We start from the raw sequence: 17,515 nt of genomic DNA, 5'->3' as shown, positions 1-17,515 counted from the left end.
TACATAAGCAGCCATTTTTTATTTAAATAAAATTTAACTTTTTTGCATCCAATCTAAATTCCCCCCCGTTATTAGCTATGACTTCTATTTAAAACTAAAGGAAAAAGTCATGAAAGCTTTAACACCATCAATACTCGCAGTAGTAATATGCAGCACTTTTATTAGCGCACCAAGTAACGCATCAAGTCACCGAGAAGCGCCAAATATTAGTCGCTTTCCGACCTTAGATTCTACCGATTTTTATGTATTTAATAGCTATGAACAAGGAAAAGAAGAGTACGTCACACTAATTGCAAACTATATTCCATTACAGGATGCCTACGGCGGCCCTAATTATTTTGCAATGGACCCAGATGCAACTTACAGCATACACATAGATAACGATGGCGATGCAATTGAAGACATTACTTTTGCATTTGATTTTCAAAGCATGCTACCAAACGATAATCAAGGTGTGCAATTAGCTGTAGGCCCAGAAGGTAACCAGCGTACTGTTTCTGTGCCACTTAAAAATGTGGGCGGTGTATCAGCCGGTGATAATAGCGCAACTAACTTCAGTGAATCATATACTCTGAGTATGATTAATGGGCCGCAGCGTACAGGCGTTGCAACCTTATTAAATAATACCACTACGGGCACATCTACATTCAGTAAGCCACTTGATTATATTGGTAATAAAACATTTACCTCTAAAGCTGACTATCAAACTTACGCAGATCAATTTGTATATAATGTGTCAATCCCGGGTTGTGAAAGCATGGCACAAGTATTTGTTGGCCAAAGAAAAGATGCGTTTGTCGTTAACCTTGGTAAAACATTCGATTTAGTAAACTACGTACCGGTAGAGGGCGACAGCGCTCCGGGTGCTGGTGATGCAGGTGGCTTCCCTGGGGGCATCACCCAATCGGCTGACAATGACGATCTTGCAGATAAAAACGTGACATCAATTGCTATTGAAGTACCAAAAAGCTGTATTGTAGGCGAAGGTAATGGCGTTATTGGTTCGTGGACCACTGCAAGTTTACCGCAAGCTCGCATACTAAACCCGAATGCTAAATTTGCTAATAATGCAGTTAATGGTGGTGCACTTACACAAGTATCGCGTTTGGGTAATCCACTTGTTAATGAGCTTGTTATTGGTATAAAAGATAAAGATACGTTCTCTACAGCACATCCTAAGGATGATGGTCAGTTTTTAGATTATGTGTCGCATCCTGCTCTTCCTGAACTGTTAAACATATTATTTAAAGATGCTGTTAATACGACACTTGGCGCTAACCTTGAAACATTAGCACCAACAAACTTCCCTCGTACCGATTTAATTACCGCATTTTTAACCGGTTTTGCGGGTGTTAATCAACAAGCCACGGTGACGCCGTCTGAAATGCTTCGTTTAAACACAAACATCGCGGCAACAGCGCAAAGTGAGCAGTCTGCATTTGGTGTTGCAGGAAACGATTTAGCTGGCTTTCCAAACGGCCGACGCCCTGGCGATGATGTTGTTGATATTGCTCTGCGCGTAGTAATGGGTCGTTTATGTCATCCTATTCCTGTTGCAGGCGAAGATACTGACCTTGGCTTGTGTACTCCCGAAGATGCAAGCGTTGGTACAGTACCATTTACCGATGGCGCACCTGTTGATGCAACAATGATGGACTCAACCTTTCCGTACTTAGCTACCCCACTTGCGGGCTCTAAATAAGGAGTAAACTAATGCAACACTTAAAAATAACGCATATAGGTATTCTGCTTAGCGCATTAATACTGGGAGCGTGTAGCAATGATGACGACAATAAAAAGCCGTTGCCTGTGGTTAATACAGCGCCTTCAGTTAGCGACATCATGTTAACAACGCAAACGGAGGTGAATATTACCGACTCACTTACAGCCATAGATATAGAAGGTGATTCACTTACTTATTCATTGGTCAGTGAGCCTTCACTAGGCATGGTAAATATTGACGCTGATGGCAACTTTACTTACACACCAAATAAAGAGGTTACGGGCACAGATAGCTTTACATTTGGCGTATCTGATGGCGTAAATAGCCAAGTAAGTGCAATAGTAAATATCACTATTGAAGCCTTGCAAGTTGACTTTGCTCAGTTTGCTAGCGATGCATTTAACCAAGCACCGAATGCAGAGCCACTCTCTGTAAATGGAAGAGAGTTTACAAATAAAGACACAGATATTAATAATTTAATTAGTAATCAGTAAATAAGCTGACCGGCCATGGATGGCTATTTTAAGGATATAAATATGAAATCACCTTTAGCAAACCTGATGATTACATTAAGCTTAGTGTGCTCATTTGAGCTTTTTGCAGCGGCTTATACACCTAATGACAACGACGTAATAGCAGTCACTAAATCGGATTTAACTGCCTCACTATCGATAAATGAAATAGAAAACCTAGTCAATAAAAGCCAATTCGTTGGACAAACGGAGCATATGCAAGGAGTACTCAAAAACAGGCTCGCAGAAATATATTTAAATGAGCCAACGCCACAAGTAGGCTATTTATATGCACGCGTTTTGCAAAAAGAGCATTTGTTTAATGATGCGATAAACATTGCTAATAGTGTTTTAAAAATAATGCCTGATCACAGCAATACTCATCTATTACTCGCAAACTTGTACATGACACAAGGCCAATTTGAACTTGCTAAACAGCATTGCTTAGCACTAATAACTAGAGTAAGCACATTAACTGCAAGTACTTGTGTACTAGACGTGCAAAGTCAGCACGGTAATTTATTAGGTAGCTATCAGTCTTTAGTGAAGCTTGCGAATAATAAGCCTATTGACCTCAACACAAAACATGTCCTAGCTGAAATGAGCTTTAGATTACAAAACTACACAAACGCATTAAAGCACCTTGAAAATATAAATTTAGTAAACTCTCCAGTAAGCCTAATTGCTTTATGGGCAGACATACAATTGGGCTTAAATAAGCCACAGCAAGTAATCAACAAATTAAGTAACTTAATAAAAGAACCACACGATCTAGAAGACGCGCTTTTACTTCGCTTAGCCATTGCAGAAAAACAACTAAACACGACGCAATACACATGGCAAAACACCATGAAGCAACGAGTAGAGCTAAGAGAAGTGCGCCACGACAGTTTTCATGCCAGTGATTTAGCAAACTACTATATTCATGTGCAGCCAAACAAATCTAAAGCCTTGTATTGGGCCAATATTAACTGGCAACAGGCCAAGATGAATATCGACCAAGCACTTATTATTCACGCTAAAAGGATGTAAATAATATGAGTAAATTAATACGCGTATTTTCTATTATGTTGTTAAGCTTATTATTTTCAACAGCAGCTTTTGCACACCAGTTAAGTACTGGCTACATTACACTTAATAGCAACAATACAGCTCAATACAGCGGAAATTGGGAAATCAACGTGGCTGATTTAGAGCACGTTATAGCACTCGACTTAGACCAAAACGCCAACATTACTTGGGCTGAAATAAAAGCAAAACGCGACTCAATTAACGCATTTATTAAAAACAATCTTATCGCGGAACAAAACACGCAAACGTGTGCACTTACTGTAAATAATAATTACCAGCTAAATGAGCACTTTAATCAGCCTTACTTAGTATTGCCCGTGTCATTTTCATGTTTAACAAATGACCCTATTACTCTTAAGTATTCAGCTTTTTTTCAAGATGACGCAAATCATAAAGTTATTGTTAATGTAGACAACATAGCACGTGTTTTTAGTATAAATGAACCTAACCAAACCTTTAATACTAAGCAGTCGAGCTATTTAGACACCTTTACAGAATATGTATACCAAGGCGTATTACACATTTGGATAGGCATTGATCATATTTTATTTTTAATTGCGCTATTACTAACTTGTGTTTTAACCCGTGATAAAAACACCTGGCAGCCCATTAGCTCTAAAAAACACATTATCAAACACACTGCATGGATTGTTACAGCATTTACGCTTGCTCATTCTATAACGCTTACAGCAACAGCGCTTAATTTAATATCTCTCAATACTCGCTGGGTTGAACTAATTATTGCAATTTCTGTATTGTTAGCAGCCATTAATAATGTTTGGCCCGTTGTTTTGCGTTTAGGCTGGCTGACATTTGCTTTTGGGTTACTTCACGGAATGGGATTTGCGAGTGTACTTGGTGAATTAGGTTTGTCGAGTAACTATCAATTAATGAGCATATTGGCATTTAATTTAGGGGTAGAGATTGGCCAACTAAGTATTTTATTAGTAGCGTTGCCTTTATTAATTGCATTTAGAAAAACCGCTTGGTATGTAAAATGGTTAATGCCTGCAGGGTCTATAGGTATTGCAGTAGTGGCTCTAAACTGGTCTGTAGAACGCTTTTGAACATAATTATACCCATTCGCCTAATTAAGTAATCTATTTTGAAGATGGAAAAACGTCTTGATAGCTAGGAAAAGAGTTCGCTATTTAGGTGTTATCGGCAATTGCTCTTGCATTGCTCTGCATACATGCAGTCGTAAATGATAATTTTTAACGCAAATAGCGAGACATTTAGCCCCACAAAATGATTAAGTATTATTGTGGGTTGGTATTACTTTAAACGGTTTTAATACTATAAACCCGCTAATATAGCGGGTGTATAGTATCTACATTTTAATAGCACTATTTTAATCTTCAAACGGCATTAATAACGTTCTCATTGCAGGGCGAAGCGCAATTAAAACAGTCTCTTCGGTAAGTTCGGGGTAAAGTACTTTTCGTAAAAGTAAGCCCGCCATTACTGAAAAAATAACATTTATGCGGCTTTCTAGTTCTGCCTCATCTATGTCTTTTATCACGCTGCGTTCATTTATTAAAAGCTGGCGCATTCTATTACGTGCTTGCGTATCTGCATCACGTAATAATTTAGCGACTTTATTATTTCGCCCGGCCTCCGCTAACATCTCTAAATCGACCGCACACTCCCCAGTATCCATGTGCCTTTGTACGCCTATGTTTAAACCGTTCAATAATACTGTGAGCGTATCTTCTGGTTGTCCTTCAAAATGTTCAAAAATAGAGAACATTTCTTCCATATCTTTTTCAATAATACTTTCTATAATGGCTTCTTTGCTTTCAAAGTAATTGTAAATATGGCCAGCACTCATCCCTGCTGTTCTGGATATTTCTGCCATTCCTGCAGCGTGAAAGCCTTTACGACGAAAGCATTCAGCCGCCGCAGTTAAAACCTGATCACGACGCGCTTTGGCTATAGCTGGATCGGTTTGTCTTTTAGTTTTCATACAAAGCTCCCCTGTCGAATTATTAAACTCGACAGTAGGGCAAATACTTACTTATTTTTAAACAAACCTGCCACTAAAAAATAAGTATTTAGCCCTTTTAAAATCTAGTTAACTTTAACTAGCTGCAACACAGTGTTTACAGCTATAAACCTTTACTTAATTGGCTTGAGCGCTTTTTTCCCAGCCACCACCAACCACTTTATACAAGCTAATTTGGCTAGCTAACAAAGCCTGTTGACCCAAAATTTGCTGTTGCTGTGCAGCGTACCAGCTGCGTTGTGCATCAAGGACTTGTAAATAGCTATCAACACCTTTATCGTAACGCGCCTTTGATAGCGAAAACGTAGACCCTCGGCTTTGTAGTAACATATCAAGTGCGCTTAATTGCGCTTGATAGCCTTCGTTATCGGCTAACGAATCAGACACTTCACGAAATGCTTGCTGAATTTTTTGCTGGTAAGTCACTACCGCAATTTGTTGGTCAGCTTTAGCAACATCTAACTGAGCTTGATTCCTGCCCATATTAAAAATAGGTAAAGTAACTGATGGAATAAAACTCCACGTACCCGAACCTGCATCAAATAAATCACTTAAATCGTTAGAGGCAGTACCCGCATTAGCCGTTAAACTAATACTGGGGTAAAAAGTAGCACGCGCTACACCAATGTTGGCATTAGCGGCCAATAACTGATGTTCTGCTGCTTTAATATCTGGGCGTTGAGTTAATAAATCAGAAGGTAAACCAACCGGTATTTTAGGCAACGCCAATAACGAGTCCAGCACCTTATTTGGCAGAAGCTCAGGACTTACTGGTTTTCCTACTAATAAATCAAGTGCGTTTTTATCGCGCTTTAATAAACGTTTATAAGTTGCAATATCAACCTTTGCGCTGGCAACAGTACTTTTCAATTGCTCTAACGTAATTTTAGATGCTGCGCCTAAATCAAAACTTTTTTGAGTAAGCCCAAGCGACGCTTGTTGTGATTTTAACGTTTCCTCAGCAAGCCCAAGTAATTGTTGATCGGTTGCATAATTAAGCCACGCATTAGCCAGCTCTGCTACCAGCGACACTTGCGTACTGTATTGGGTAAGCTCAGTAGAGTATAAATTTTGCAGTGCTTGTTGAGTTTGGTTACGAACCTTACCCCATATATCTAATTCGTAAGATGTAATTCCTACAGTAGCACTGTATTGCGAGCTTATAGTGGCCTCATTAGTACTTGTTAAACTGGCAGGCAGACGCTGGCGAGTGCCCGAGCCATTTACACTTAACGACGGATACAATGTTGAGTTTTCTATTTGATACAACCCACGCACCCGCTGCACATTAAGCATCGCAATTTGTAGGTCTTTATTGTGCTCAAGGCTCTGATTTATAAGCACCTGAAGTTTTTTATCGCTAAAAAACTGCTGCCACTTTAGCGTATTAACTGTTGCCAGTTCTGTCTGAGCTGCATACGATTTTGGCACTGGCAACACTAAATCTTGCTGTTCAGGCGCCAACTGGCACCCACTTAAAACAATTAGAGTCAGTGCACTTAACGAAAACGTTTTTATAGCCATTATGCAGCCTCCTCGTTAGTGTCTTTTTCTTTTGCAGGAAAAACCCGGCGTACTAATACAAAAAATAACGGCACAAAAACAACAACTAATATAGAAGAGGCAAGTGTTCCACCAATGATAGAAATACCTAACGCATTTTGCGCACCAGAACCCGCACTTGATGCAATAGCGAGTGGAATAACGCCGCAAATGAAGGCCATTGAAGTCATTAAAATTGGGCGTAAACGCAGTCTTACTGCAGCCACGGCCGCTTCAACTAAACCAAGCCCCTCATCTATTTTATGTATGGCAAACTCCACAATTAATATGGCATTTTTAGACGCTAACCCTATCGTAGTTAATAAGCCCACTTGCAAGTAAATATCGTTTGATAATCCGCTACCTAATGCAGCCATAGCAGCACCAAATATACCTAACGGAACAATCATCATGACGGCAAACGGTACCGACCAACTCTCATAAAGTGCCGCTAAGCATAAAAATACAAATAACAACGACAAACCATATAACAAAGGTGCTTGGCCACTACTAGAACGTTCTTGGAACGAAATACCTGTCCACTCTGACGAAATACCATTTGGCAGCTGCTTTACTAAACGCTCCATTTCATCCATTGCTTGCCCTGTACTGTAGCCAGGCGCAGCGGTCCCTTGTATTTCCATTGCAGAAAAACCATTGTAGCGCTCTAAACGAGGCGAGCCGTAAGTCCAATAGGCAGTTGCAAAGGCAGAAAACGGAACCATATCGCCATCTTTATTGCGTACATACCATTTATTTAAATCTTCAGGCACCATTCTAGATTTAGCATCACCTTGCATATACACCTTTTTAACTCGCCCACGGTCAATAAAGTCATTGACATAACTACTACCCCAAGCAGTAGCAAGGGTATTATTAATATCGGTTTGCGAGACACCCAATGCTTGTGCTTTAGCTAAATCAGTATCGAGTTGTATTTCAGGCATATCTTCTTGACCATTAGGGCGCACACCAGCCAATACCGGACTTTGGCTTGCTAAACCTAATAGCTGATTACGCGCAGCTAAAAGCGCATCGTGGCCCAAGCCTACTCTGTCTTGCAAAAAGATATTAAAACCATTCGCTGTACCCAGCTCTACAATTGCAGGCGGTGGGAAAGCAAACACAAACGCTTCTTTAATACTGGAAAAATACCCCATAGCTTTACCTGCCACACCTTGCACAGATAAATCATCACGTTGTCGTTCATCCCAATGCTTAAGATTAACAAACCCTATAGCTGAGTTTTGCCCAGAACCTGCAAAGCTAAACCCGGTAACAGTAAAAATACCGTTTACTGCCTCAGATTGTTCGTTCAAGTAGTGGTTTTCTACTTTTTTAACCACTTCAAGTGTTTGCTCGGTTGTAGAACCCGCAGGTAACGAAACTTGGTTAAATAATATGCCTTGGTCTTCATCTGGTAAGAATGCGGTTGGTAAATTTGAAAAAACATAAGCCATTCCACCTACAATTAAAAAGTAAATAACAAGGTAACGTTTAGCATGCTTGATCATGCGGCTCACAAAGCTTTGCGCACCCGAGTTTGTTTTATCAAACCCGCGGTTAAACCCTGTAAAAAATTTACCAAATAACGACTTATCATTATGAACATGGCTAGGCTTCAAAAGCGTTGCACACAGTGCCGGCGTAAGTATAAGCGCCACAAGTACCGATAAACCCATAGCAGAAACAAGGGTAATTGAGAACTGACGATAGATTATGCCCGTCGAGCCGCTAAAAAAGGCCATCGGAATAAATACAGCAGAAAGCACCATTGCAATACCAACAAGCGCCCCTTTAATTTCATCCATAGATTTGCGGGTTGCATCAAGCGCTGAGAGTTTTTCTTCGGTCATCAGTCGCTCTACGTTTTCTACAACAACAATGGCATCATCAACTAGTAAACCGATGGCAAGCACCATGGCAAACATAGTTAGTGTATTGATTGAGTAACCAAATGTGTATAAAATACCAAACGTACCCAGCAATACCACTGGCACTGCAATTGTTGGAATAAGCGTTGCTCTAAAGTTCTGTAAAAACAGATACATAACAACAAACACCAACACAACCGCTTCTATAAGCGTATGAATTACTTTTTCAATTGAAAGCGCCACAAATGGTGTAGTGTCGTAAGGCACAACCGCCTCTAGTCCTTCAGGAAAAAATGGCTCTAATTCAGCAATGGCATCTTTTACACCCTGCGCAGTATCAAGCGCGTTGGCGCCACTGGCCAATTTAATCCCTAAGCCAGAAGCTGGTTTTCCATCATAACGCGCGACAACTCGGTAGCTTTCACCACCTAGCTCAACACGGGCAACATCACTCAACTTTACAAAAGAGCCATCAGCATTGGTTTTAACTAAAATATCTCTAAATTGTTCAGGTGTTTGTAAGCGGCTTTGCGCAGTCACAGTTGCGTTGAGTTGCTGGCCTGCAACTGCAGGCATAGCACCTAGTTGCCCAGCCGACACTTGCGCATTTTGTGCACTAATAGACGCGCTAATATCTGCAGGCGTCAATTTATAGTTTTGAAGCTTAGCCGGATCTAACCAAATACGCATTGCATACTGCGAGCCAAATAACTGTACTTCACCCACACCTTCAACACGCGAAACAATATCTTGCACGTTTGATGACACATAGTCGCCAATATCAATGTTGGTCATGCTGCCGTCTTTAGACATAAACGCATAAACCATCAAAAAGTTACGGGCTGACTTTGCAACCACAACACCTTGCCTTTGCACGGCTTCAGGTAATAGTGGCGTTGCAGTAGCTAACTTGTTTTGCACCTGAACCTGAGCAATATCAGGATCGGTTTCAGCGCTGAATGAAAGTGTAAGCGTTGCTGAGCCGCTAGACTCTGACGTTGACGACATATAAAGCAAGCCATCTAAGCCTTTCATTTTTTGCTCTATAACCTGGGTAACGGTATCTTCAAGCGTACGAGCCGATGCACCTGGGTAGGTTGCCGTAATACTTATTGCCGGTGGCGCTATAGATGGATACTGCGCAATAGGCAAACTTTTAATAGCTAATATACCTGCTAGCATCACTACTATGGCAAGTACCCAAGCAAATATAGGTCTATCGATAAAAAATCGTGACATGTAAATTCTCCGTTATTGCGCTTTAGCGGTTTGAACTTCAGATGGACTAACCAGTGCGCCTGGGCGAATTTTTTGTAACCCTTCTACAATCAGTTTATCGCCTTCCATTAAGCCATCGGTTACAAGCCAATTAGATCCAATGGTGCGGTCTGTTTTCAAAACACGGCTCTCTACTGTGTTACTTTTGCTAACAACCATTGCTGTTGGTTCACCTTTTGAATTTCGACTAACACCACGCTGTGGAACTAAAATAGCGTCGCTTTTAACGCCTTCAACAATTGAGGCACGAGCATACATCCCCGGAAGTAGTAACTTTTCAGGATTAGGAAATTTAGCGCGTAATGTAACCGACCCTGTACTTGGGTCAACTGTCACCTCAGAAAACTGTAAAGTGCCTTTATGAGAATAAACAGAGCCATCTTCCATAGTGAGTTCAACATCGGTTTGACTGGTTGAATCTACAATTAAATCGCCCGAAACAATCGCTTTTTTAAGCTTGGTTAATTCGTTACTCGACTGCGTTAAATCAATATAGATAGGATCAAGTTGTGTCACTGTTGCCAAAGATGTGGCCTGATTTGCACTCACTAATGCACCTACGGTGACATTCGATTTACTAATTTGCCCACTTATAGGCGAAGATACATGGCTGTATTCTAAATTAATTTTTGATGTTTGCAGCTGCGCTTGAGCAGTAAGAAGTTCTGCTTTTGCTTGTTTATAGGCTGCATCAGCTTCGTCGTAGTCTTGCTGGCTTACCGCTTTGATTTTTAATAATTCACTATAACGAGACGCTTTAGCTTTACTGCTTGCAATGCTTGCTTGAGCACGGGCAACAGCAGCTTCACTTGCTGCTAAGTTAGCTTCAAAAGTTGCAGGATTTATTTGATACAGCGCTTGGCCTTTTTCTACTTGAGACCCTTCGGTAAATAAACGTGATTGCACAATACCACTTACTTGCGGACGGATTTCTGCAATTTGAAATGCACTAATACGTCCAGGCAGCTCTTGCCTTAAAGTTAACGTTTGTTTTTTTAGCGTAATAACCCCGACGGGTATAGCTTTAGGAGCTGACGCCTGCGACTGCTCTGCCACTTGGTCACAACCAGTCAACGCAACTGAGCCTAGGAGAACTGAAAATACAAATAAAGCGGTGCGAGAACGCTGCATGTTAAATACCTTTAATTTAGAGTGAACGATCATTCTAAATTAAATGTTAGTGAGAATAAATCTTAATAAGCAGATCTTTACACAAAATTACACTCAACCATTCAGTCTCATACTTAAACACTAAGTAATGTTAATAAAGTTCTTTGTAAAATATATTTACACCTACAAGCTAGCTATTGCCTTCACTGCAAGGAGTTATCTTAAAATCGAAGATGACTTACGCAAAAACCTGCTTGTTTATAGTAAAGCCTAAAAGTAGATAGTGAAGAGATTTAAATTTTATATTTCAGATAATTAAAAATAAAAGCCATTCTGCTACGTAACAGTCTAAGTATAGCCATACATAGTTTATGTAATGAACAAACTAATAAACTTTTATTAACAAAAAAGCCAAGGCAAGCTTGGCTTTGATTAAAATGATGAAGTTAAGCGCTTATTAAATCGGCTTATAAAGTGGCTAGGATGACAAATTTGAGGCTAACCTAGATACAAGCAACTGCTCAACACGGATACCTTCAACATCAACAACTTCAAATTTAAAGCCCGCATAACTAATGTGTTCAGCGCGTTTTGGTATACGCTTCATTGTGTAAATTAAAAAGCCTGCCACCGTCTCAAAATGTATTTGCTCTGGGAACTCCTCTATATCGAGCACTTTAGCTAAATCGCTAATTGGCGTCAGTCCGTCAACTAACCACGAAGTTTTATCTCGCTCGATTATTAGTTCATCCCCTTGGTGGGTTATTAAATCTCCCATAAAGCCTTTCATTAAATCTTTTACAGTAACAATACCAACAAGTAATGCATATTCGTTTACCACAATAGCAAATGGTTTAGCGGCACTTTTAAATGCATTTAACGCCTCTGATAAACTTAAAGTTTCTGGTAAGTAAAACACATCGGTATCAACTAATTCGTCATTGATGTTAGCAGCTTCACCTTTGAGCACTTGGCGTAAAATATCTTTTGATTCAACAGAGCCATGTAACTTATCTAAGTTACCCGACACAACTAAAAAATGATTATGCGGATGATCAATAATTTTGGTCGCAATGTCGTGGCTACTTTCGTTTAAATCAAAGTACACAATTTGGTCGCGCGGCGTCATTACGCTTGATAAAAAACGCGCTTCTAAATCAAACACATTACCTATTAAATCATATTCTTGTTTTTGCAAACTGCCATACTCAGCGCCAGCTTCCATCATGGCCACAATGTCTTCTGTGGTTACATTATCTTCACGCTCTGCGGGGACTTTAAATAGTCGCAGCACAAAGTTAGTTACGCCATTAAAAAACATCACCAAAGGCGTTAACGCAAATGTAACCCAACGCATTATATTAACGACCTTAACAGCAACAGCTTCTGGCATGATCATCGCTAATCGCTTAGGCATTAAATCAGCGAATAAAATAAATAACGAGGTAATAGTAAAAAATGAGAATAAAAAGCTAATTTTCTCTACATACGCACCCTGATAAAATAAAACCAATATTTTTTCAACGTATGGCGATAACGCTTGTTCACCTACAATGCCGCCTAATATAGCGATAGCATTAAGTGCTATTTGTATCATGGCGAAGAACGCGCCCGGATTTTCTTGCAGTTTTAATACTGCGGCTGCATTTAAACTGCCTTCGTCTGCCATTACGCGAAGTTTTATTTTTCGTGATGCTGCAATTGCTATTTCCGACATAGCAAACAACGCACTGATCAAGATCAATAGACTAATCCCGATTAAATCACCCATTTAACGCTCCAAAAAGTTAGCGCTTTTTATATAAAAAGCAGCTGATTATAGTCGCTTTTTTAAGCGCAGCAATTGATATTTTTATTTTATCTTAAAGATTTTATTATTCAGTTAGTTAAATGAATTTTAGCCACTAATTAAGGGAGGAAGTTTGTCTAAATGCAAACTGTAATTGTGCAATTAACGACTCATCCATATTTATGTTACACGCAAAATATAACGGAGATTGAGCCGTATTTAAATCAAGCACTGGCTCGAGTAAGTTTAATTTTGGTGATGTTTTAAGACGGTAGTTAAATTGTTTTTTACTGAGGATAACAAAATCAAGAATGTCACGGCGTGCACTAATTAACTTATCTATTTTATCTAAGTTATCAATCAGTAAAAGATGCCGGCTTTCGTTAAAACCGCGCTCAAGTAAATAATGATGACTAAAGTTATCTCTTAATACTGCTATTTTATAGCGTTTAGCATCATGTAAGGTCTTTAACTTTATGCCACGAGATTTTAGTCCATAAATCGCTGACTCAAACTCTTCAAGTTCTGCTATCCACACAAATTTATTTTCTCTTGGTGGCAAACGAACAATTGAAAAAATGCAGGTGTTTTTATCTCGAAGGGCTGCGTTATAAGACACACTCCAATTGTTAGCCGACATAGTGTAACTAATACCAGCAGCATCAAGGGCGTTTTTTACCTTTTCTACAGAGCGACCTGCCAATTGGTTGTTTGCATCGAGATATTGAAAGTCAGGGAAAACTTCCGTAACTATATTAATTTCGTGTGCTTTTACTGTCGTACACAACACGCAAAGTAAAAAAACAAATCCCTTCATTGGGTAAAAACCTCAACTAAATTAGTGCAATTATTCAATAAATATAGTTGAGGCTTTATAGACTGCTAGTTTTGAGTATTTAATAAAATAAGATTAAGTCAATAGTATTAGTTTTGAAGCACTTATTTATTCATCGCATTAATTAAAAACGCTGAAATTTTTGCGCCTTCTTTTAATGTTGTTTCAGAACTTGCTTGGCCTACTAAAGAACTGTCGGTAAATGGTGCTATTTCCATCATATCAGCGCCCGTAATAGGAAACTCATCGGCAATGGCCGATAAAATGTCTAGCGCATGCTTAGGTGTTAAACCGTTAACTTCCGGTGTACCGGTTGCAGAAGCAAATTCAGCATCGAGTGCGTCAATATCAAAACTAACATACACTTCGTCAACATTATCAGCTTTTAATTGTGCGATAGTGTCTGCAGCAACAGCGGCTGCACCGCGTTCAATAATTTCATGCGCCCAATGTTGTTTAACCCCAAATGTGTTTTCCCAGTGTGATTTTGGTTTTCCACTTGAGCGTATGCCAAATTGAATTAAGTGATGTGGTGCAGGTAAAAACTCTAAAATATGTGTACACCAAGACCCAAAACATAAATCTATGCCTAGGCGCTCCACAAGTAAATCGGTGTGCGCATCAAAGTGAATAATAGCCGTACGCTTCCCTTGCTCGCGTTTTGCTTTTAAATAGGCTTTGGTTAATGGATAACTAATAGAGTGGTCGCCACCAATACCAAAAATACCTTTATCTTTAAACGTCGCATAAAAGCTGTCGCACACATCTTCGGTAATTGATAGCGGACTGACGTAGTAATCGTTATTTTCGTTTCCGTATAGCGCTTTTTGGCAATTAGAGATAGTTGCGTCGTTTAGGTACTTGTCGTGCAATAAATGAGGAATAACACGCACATCGCCTAAGTCGAACGAATGACATTCGGGATGCTGATCAATTAATGCTGAGCGAACAAACAAAGGCCCCCAATTGGCACCACGTAAAATACCGCCACCACAATCAGAACTAATTCCAAGCATTACCGCTTTATGGGGAGAGTGAGGCAACTCATTTAACGATTCGCGCCATAGCGTATCTACATTTTCGGTTTGACCATACAGTTTATTTCGAAGTACCGCTTTTCGCTCTTTTGCAGTATTAACGGTAAAAACACCATCGCCAGGAGCACATAAGCAGTGCTCTACTTTACTATTAAATGCTTGAATTTCTTGACTCATAATAAATCCTTATGAATTGTTCTGTGCGTATTTTAGTGATTATTTATGCAAAACGATTAAACAGGCCTAAACTTTAAATAATTAAAAATTATCTTTGTCTGTATCATTAACCCCCTTTCAAAATCAACTTAAAATAAAAGCATAAGAAACTGATATATAAAAAGTTTTAATTAATACAGGCAATCATCATTTATGACTAACCACTTGGTTGAGTGATACTTATAATGCTTGCGCACACAAGTCAACCGCACAAGTAAACCAGCAATCCATGGGTGTGCTTGAATATTCATAGTTGATGAATAAAATACGCTAAAGCCCTATTTTACTGGCCTAAACAAGCACTCGATTATATTAATACGGACATACGTCCTGTACTTAAGAAAGGTTTCTAGCAATTATGCTAGATTAATAAAAATTATTTTAAAAAGGCTTAGATATGGAAAAGGTATTTCACTTAGGACTATGTATTGACGATCTACAAGGTGCAAAACTTGCGATTGTGCCCGGTGACCCAGATCGCGCTGCACGCATTTCAAAATTCCTAGACAACCCAACCTGCCTTGCTCAAACACGTGAGTTTCATGTATATCTAGGTCAACTAAATGGCCACTCTGTGGTTATATGCTCTACAGGTATTGGCGGCCCATCTACATCGATTGCAGTAGAGGAACTTGCTCAATTGGGCGTGCGTCAATTTTTACGCATTGGTACTACGGGTGCTATTCAACCTCACATTAATGAAGGTGAAATCTTAATTAGCCAAGCGTCTGTGCGTTTAGACGGTGCAAGCCAACATTTTGCACCACTTAGCTACCCTGCCGTGTCTGATTTTTATGCAACACAAGCCATGGTTGAAGCATGTAAAAATTTAAATATTGACTTTCATATTGGTATTACAGCGTCTAGCGATACATTTTACCCAGGCCAAGAGCGCTACGATACTCATTCTGGTTATGTGCCAAAAGCATTTCAAGGTAGTTGTGAAGAATGGCAAAAGCTGGGCGTAATGAACTACGAAATGGAGTCGGCCACATTATTCACTATGTGTGCAGCCCTTGGCTTGCAAGCAGCCTGTGTTGCCGGAGTATTAGTTAACCGTACTCGTCAAGAAATTCCTAACGTTGACCACGGTGAAATAGAAAGAAAATCAGTGGCTGTTGTATTAGAAGCCGCCAAGGTACTACTAGGTTAATTTTACTTTACAAGTAAAATTAATATGAAAAAGCACAGCTTATTAGCTGTGCTTTTTTGACATTATTTAAGCGCTGCACTAATTACTTTTAGCTCTGGCAAATCAGTAAATCCCGATAGTACCGCTTTCGAAACACCTGCTTGATTTTCGTGCCCTTTCGTTTCTAACAGTGTGATGCCTTTCACCGTCTTTTTATCAAAACTAAGGCCAGCTAAAAAGAACTGACTCAACGCGCTTTGTAGAGGCGATAAGCTTGGACTATAGGCTGCGTTTTCTGCATAACTGCCGTAAAAATCCCCATTATTAAATGTACTTACTTTTACCGCACTAAAATTTTGACTGTACGGTACATACGCATTTAACGCAAAGCCAGCAAAAATCTCTTCGATCTGTTCATCATCAAAAACCGCACACTGAGGTTTTGGATTAAACAAGCTAAATTCGTTACCTAAATCGGTTGGTCCAAACGAGTGAGGTAATAGCTCTGCTAATTTAAAATGTTGACTTGGAAGTAAAATATCAAATTCTTTCGCGTCGGCTAATTCATTCATAAATTGGCGACAGTAGCCACACGGAGCATCGCTTATAGCAATTTTAAGAATTTTTTTAGCACCATTTAACCAAGCGTTATTAATGGCAGACTGTTCTGCATGAACAACTAAACTCAACGCTTGGTGATCAAACTCTACGTTAGCGCCAAAATAAAAATTAACTTGCTGCTGATCATCTAGAGCTTTGACAATTGCACCCACATGAAAATGTGATACTGGAGCCACCGAAAACTCAGACGCTAAAGGCACTAAACCTTGTAACAATGAATCGACTGAAACATTAAACTCTTCGCACAGCTGTTCAATGTTGTTTGCGTTTAATATGCCGCGTTGCGACTTTAATTGGCTACGTAAAGACGCTGTTTGCGCTACGTTTAGCGTGATATGAGAATTTGTAAGTGCTGTGTCTTGTTGCACAGTAAAAGTTGATGAAGCCATAACATTTTTTAATTATTCAATGGCTAAGTAGTTTAAAAGGTTAAGACCCAAATTGCTAGTGCCTGTTGACCTTTCAGGATTAAAATTCGTTCTAACTAGGGACGATTTGATCGTGGCGCGAGGTTTGTAATCTAGTGGGCTAACTAAAAACCGAGCAAAGCTTCCGCGTCCTGCTCACGCCCCTTACCTACATCCATGTAGGCAACAAAGAGTTAATCGTCCCTAGGACGAACCTTCTGGCAGCGCGTGTTTGGTATTCATGCTGCGTTATCATCTATTTATGGGGAATAACCACACTACATAGGCTCTGCCTTGCCTAAGTACCAAACACACTGCTGCAAATTTAACCTCGAAAGATAGACAGCCCTCGGTTATTAAACA

13 protein-coding genes are annotated in these 17,515 nt (G+C 39.6%); 5 read left to right on the top strand and 8 right to left on the bottom strand.

Annotation, left to right across the window (positions count from 1 at the left end):
* Positions 1–109 precede the first annotated feature (109 nt).
* From ACFI34_RS06180 to ACFI34_RS06165, 4 genes are read left to right on the top strand one after another with little or no spacing between them, the layout of a single operon-like run.
* Positions 110–1,702 (top strand): DUF4331 domain-containing protein, encoded by a 1,593-nt coding sequence (locus ACFI34_RS06180; protein WP_462672817.1) that lies wholly within the window; start codon positions 110–112, stop codon positions 1,700–1,702.
* A gap of 11 nt (positions 1,703–1,713) precedes the next feature.
* On the top strand, positions 1,714–2,217 hold the full coding sequence (locus ACFI34_RS06175) for an Ig-like domain-containing protein (protein ID WP_462672816.1): 504 nt from the start codon (positions 1,714–1,716) through the stop codon (positions 2,215–2,217).
* Between the two features lie 42 nt (positions 2,218–2,259).
* Positions 2,260–3,267, top strand: coding sequence for a tetratricopeptide repeat protein (locus tag ACFI34_RS06170; RefSeq protein ID WP_462672815.1), 1,008 nt, complete (start codon positions 2,260–2,262; stop codon positions 3,265–3,267).
* Between the two features lie 5 nt (positions 3,268–3,272).
* Positions 3,273–4,373 carry a HupE/UreJ family protein gene (locus tag ACFI34_RS06165; protein ID WP_462672814.1) on the top strand — a complete coding sequence of 367 codons (1,101 nt, stop codon included), beginning with the start codon at positions 3,273–3,275 and terminating at the stop codon, positions 4,371–4,373.
* A gap of 284 nt (positions 4,374–4,657) precedes the next feature.
* On the opposite strand, the gene ACFI34_RS06160 is transcribed toward ACFI34_RS06165, so the two are convergent.
* The 7 genes from ACFI34_RS06160 to ACFI34_RS06130 all read right to left on the bottom strand — a co-directional run bounded on the left by ACFI34_RS06160 (position 4,658) and on the right by ACFI34_RS06130 (position 14,953).
* Positions 4,658–5,272 carry a TetR/AcrR family transcriptional regulator gene (locus tag ACFI34_RS06160; protein WP_462672813.1) on the bottom strand — a complete coding sequence of 205 codons (615 nt, stop codon included), beginning with the start codon at positions 5,270–5,272 and terminating at the stop codon, positions 4,658–4,660.
* A gap of 156 nt (positions 5,273–5,428) precedes the next feature.
* Positions 5,429–6,835, bottom strand: coding sequence for an efflux transporter outer membrane subunit (locus ACFI34_RS06155; RefSeq protein ID WP_462672812.1), 1,407 nt, complete (start codon positions 6,833–6,835; stop codon positions 5,429–5,431).
* Positions 6,835–9,966, bottom strand: coding sequence for an efflux RND transporter permease subunit (locus tag ACFI34_RS06150; RefSeq protein WP_462672811.1), 3,132 nt, complete (start codon positions 9,964–9,966; stop codon positions 6,835–6,837). The genes ACFI34_RS06155 and ACFI34_RS06150 overlap by 1 nt, the downstream gene beginning before the upstream one ends.
* Positions 9,967–9,978: 12 nt before the next feature.
* The gene (locus ACFI34_RS06145; RefSeq protein WP_462672810.1) at positions 9,979–11,136 is read right to left on the bottom strand and encodes an efflux RND transporter periplasmic adaptor subunit; all 1,158 of its coding nucleotides are present in this window, start codon (positions 11,134–11,136) and stop codon (positions 9,979–9,981) included.
* Positions 11,137–11,593: 457 nt separating this feature from the next.
* Positions 11,594–12,886: a polyamine export protein PaeA gene (paeA, locus tag ACFI34_RS06140; RefSeq protein ID WP_462672809.1), complete on the bottom strand. Its 1,293-nt coding sequence runs from the start codon at positions 12,884–12,886 to the stop codon at positions 11,594–11,596.
* Positions 12,887–13,019: 133 nt separating this feature from the next.
* Positions 13,020–13,721: an amino acid ABC transporter substrate-binding protein gene (locus ACFI34_RS06135; RefSeq protein ID WP_462672808.1), complete on the bottom strand. Its 702-nt coding sequence runs from the start codon at positions 13,719–13,721 to the stop codon at positions 13,020–13,022.
* Positions 13,722–13,843: 122 nt separating this feature from the next.
* Positions 13,844–14,953: an arginase family protein gene (locus tag ACFI34_RS06130; protein WP_462672807.1), complete on the bottom strand. Its 1,110-nt coding sequence runs from the start codon at positions 14,951–14,953 to the stop codon at positions 13,844–13,846.
* 436 nt (positions 14,954–15,389) lie between these two features.
* Here ACFI34_RS06130 and udp point away from each other — a divergent pair, with 436 nt between their 5' ends.
* Positions 15,390–16,145, top strand: a complete 756-nt coding sequence (udp, locus tag ACFI34_RS06125; protein WP_058404050.1) for a uridine phosphorylase — start codon at positions 15,390–15,392, stop codon at positions 16,143–16,145.
* A gap of 62 nt (positions 16,146–16,207) precedes the next feature.
* Here udp and cdd read toward each other — a convergent pair whose 3' ends face one another.
* Positions 16,208–17,134, bottom strand: a complete 927-nt coding sequence (gene cdd, locus ACFI34_RS06120; protein WP_462672806.1) for a cytidine deaminase — start codon at positions 17,132–17,134, stop codon at positions 16,208–16,210.
* Between the last annotated feature and the right edge of the window lie 381 nt (positions 17,135–17,515).

This window comes from Pseudoalteromonas sp. PSi26 (genome assembly GCF_054960575.1).
The sequence above is the reverse complement of the archived record's forward strand: the minus strand, read 5'-3'. Positions and strand labels throughout refer to the sequence as shown.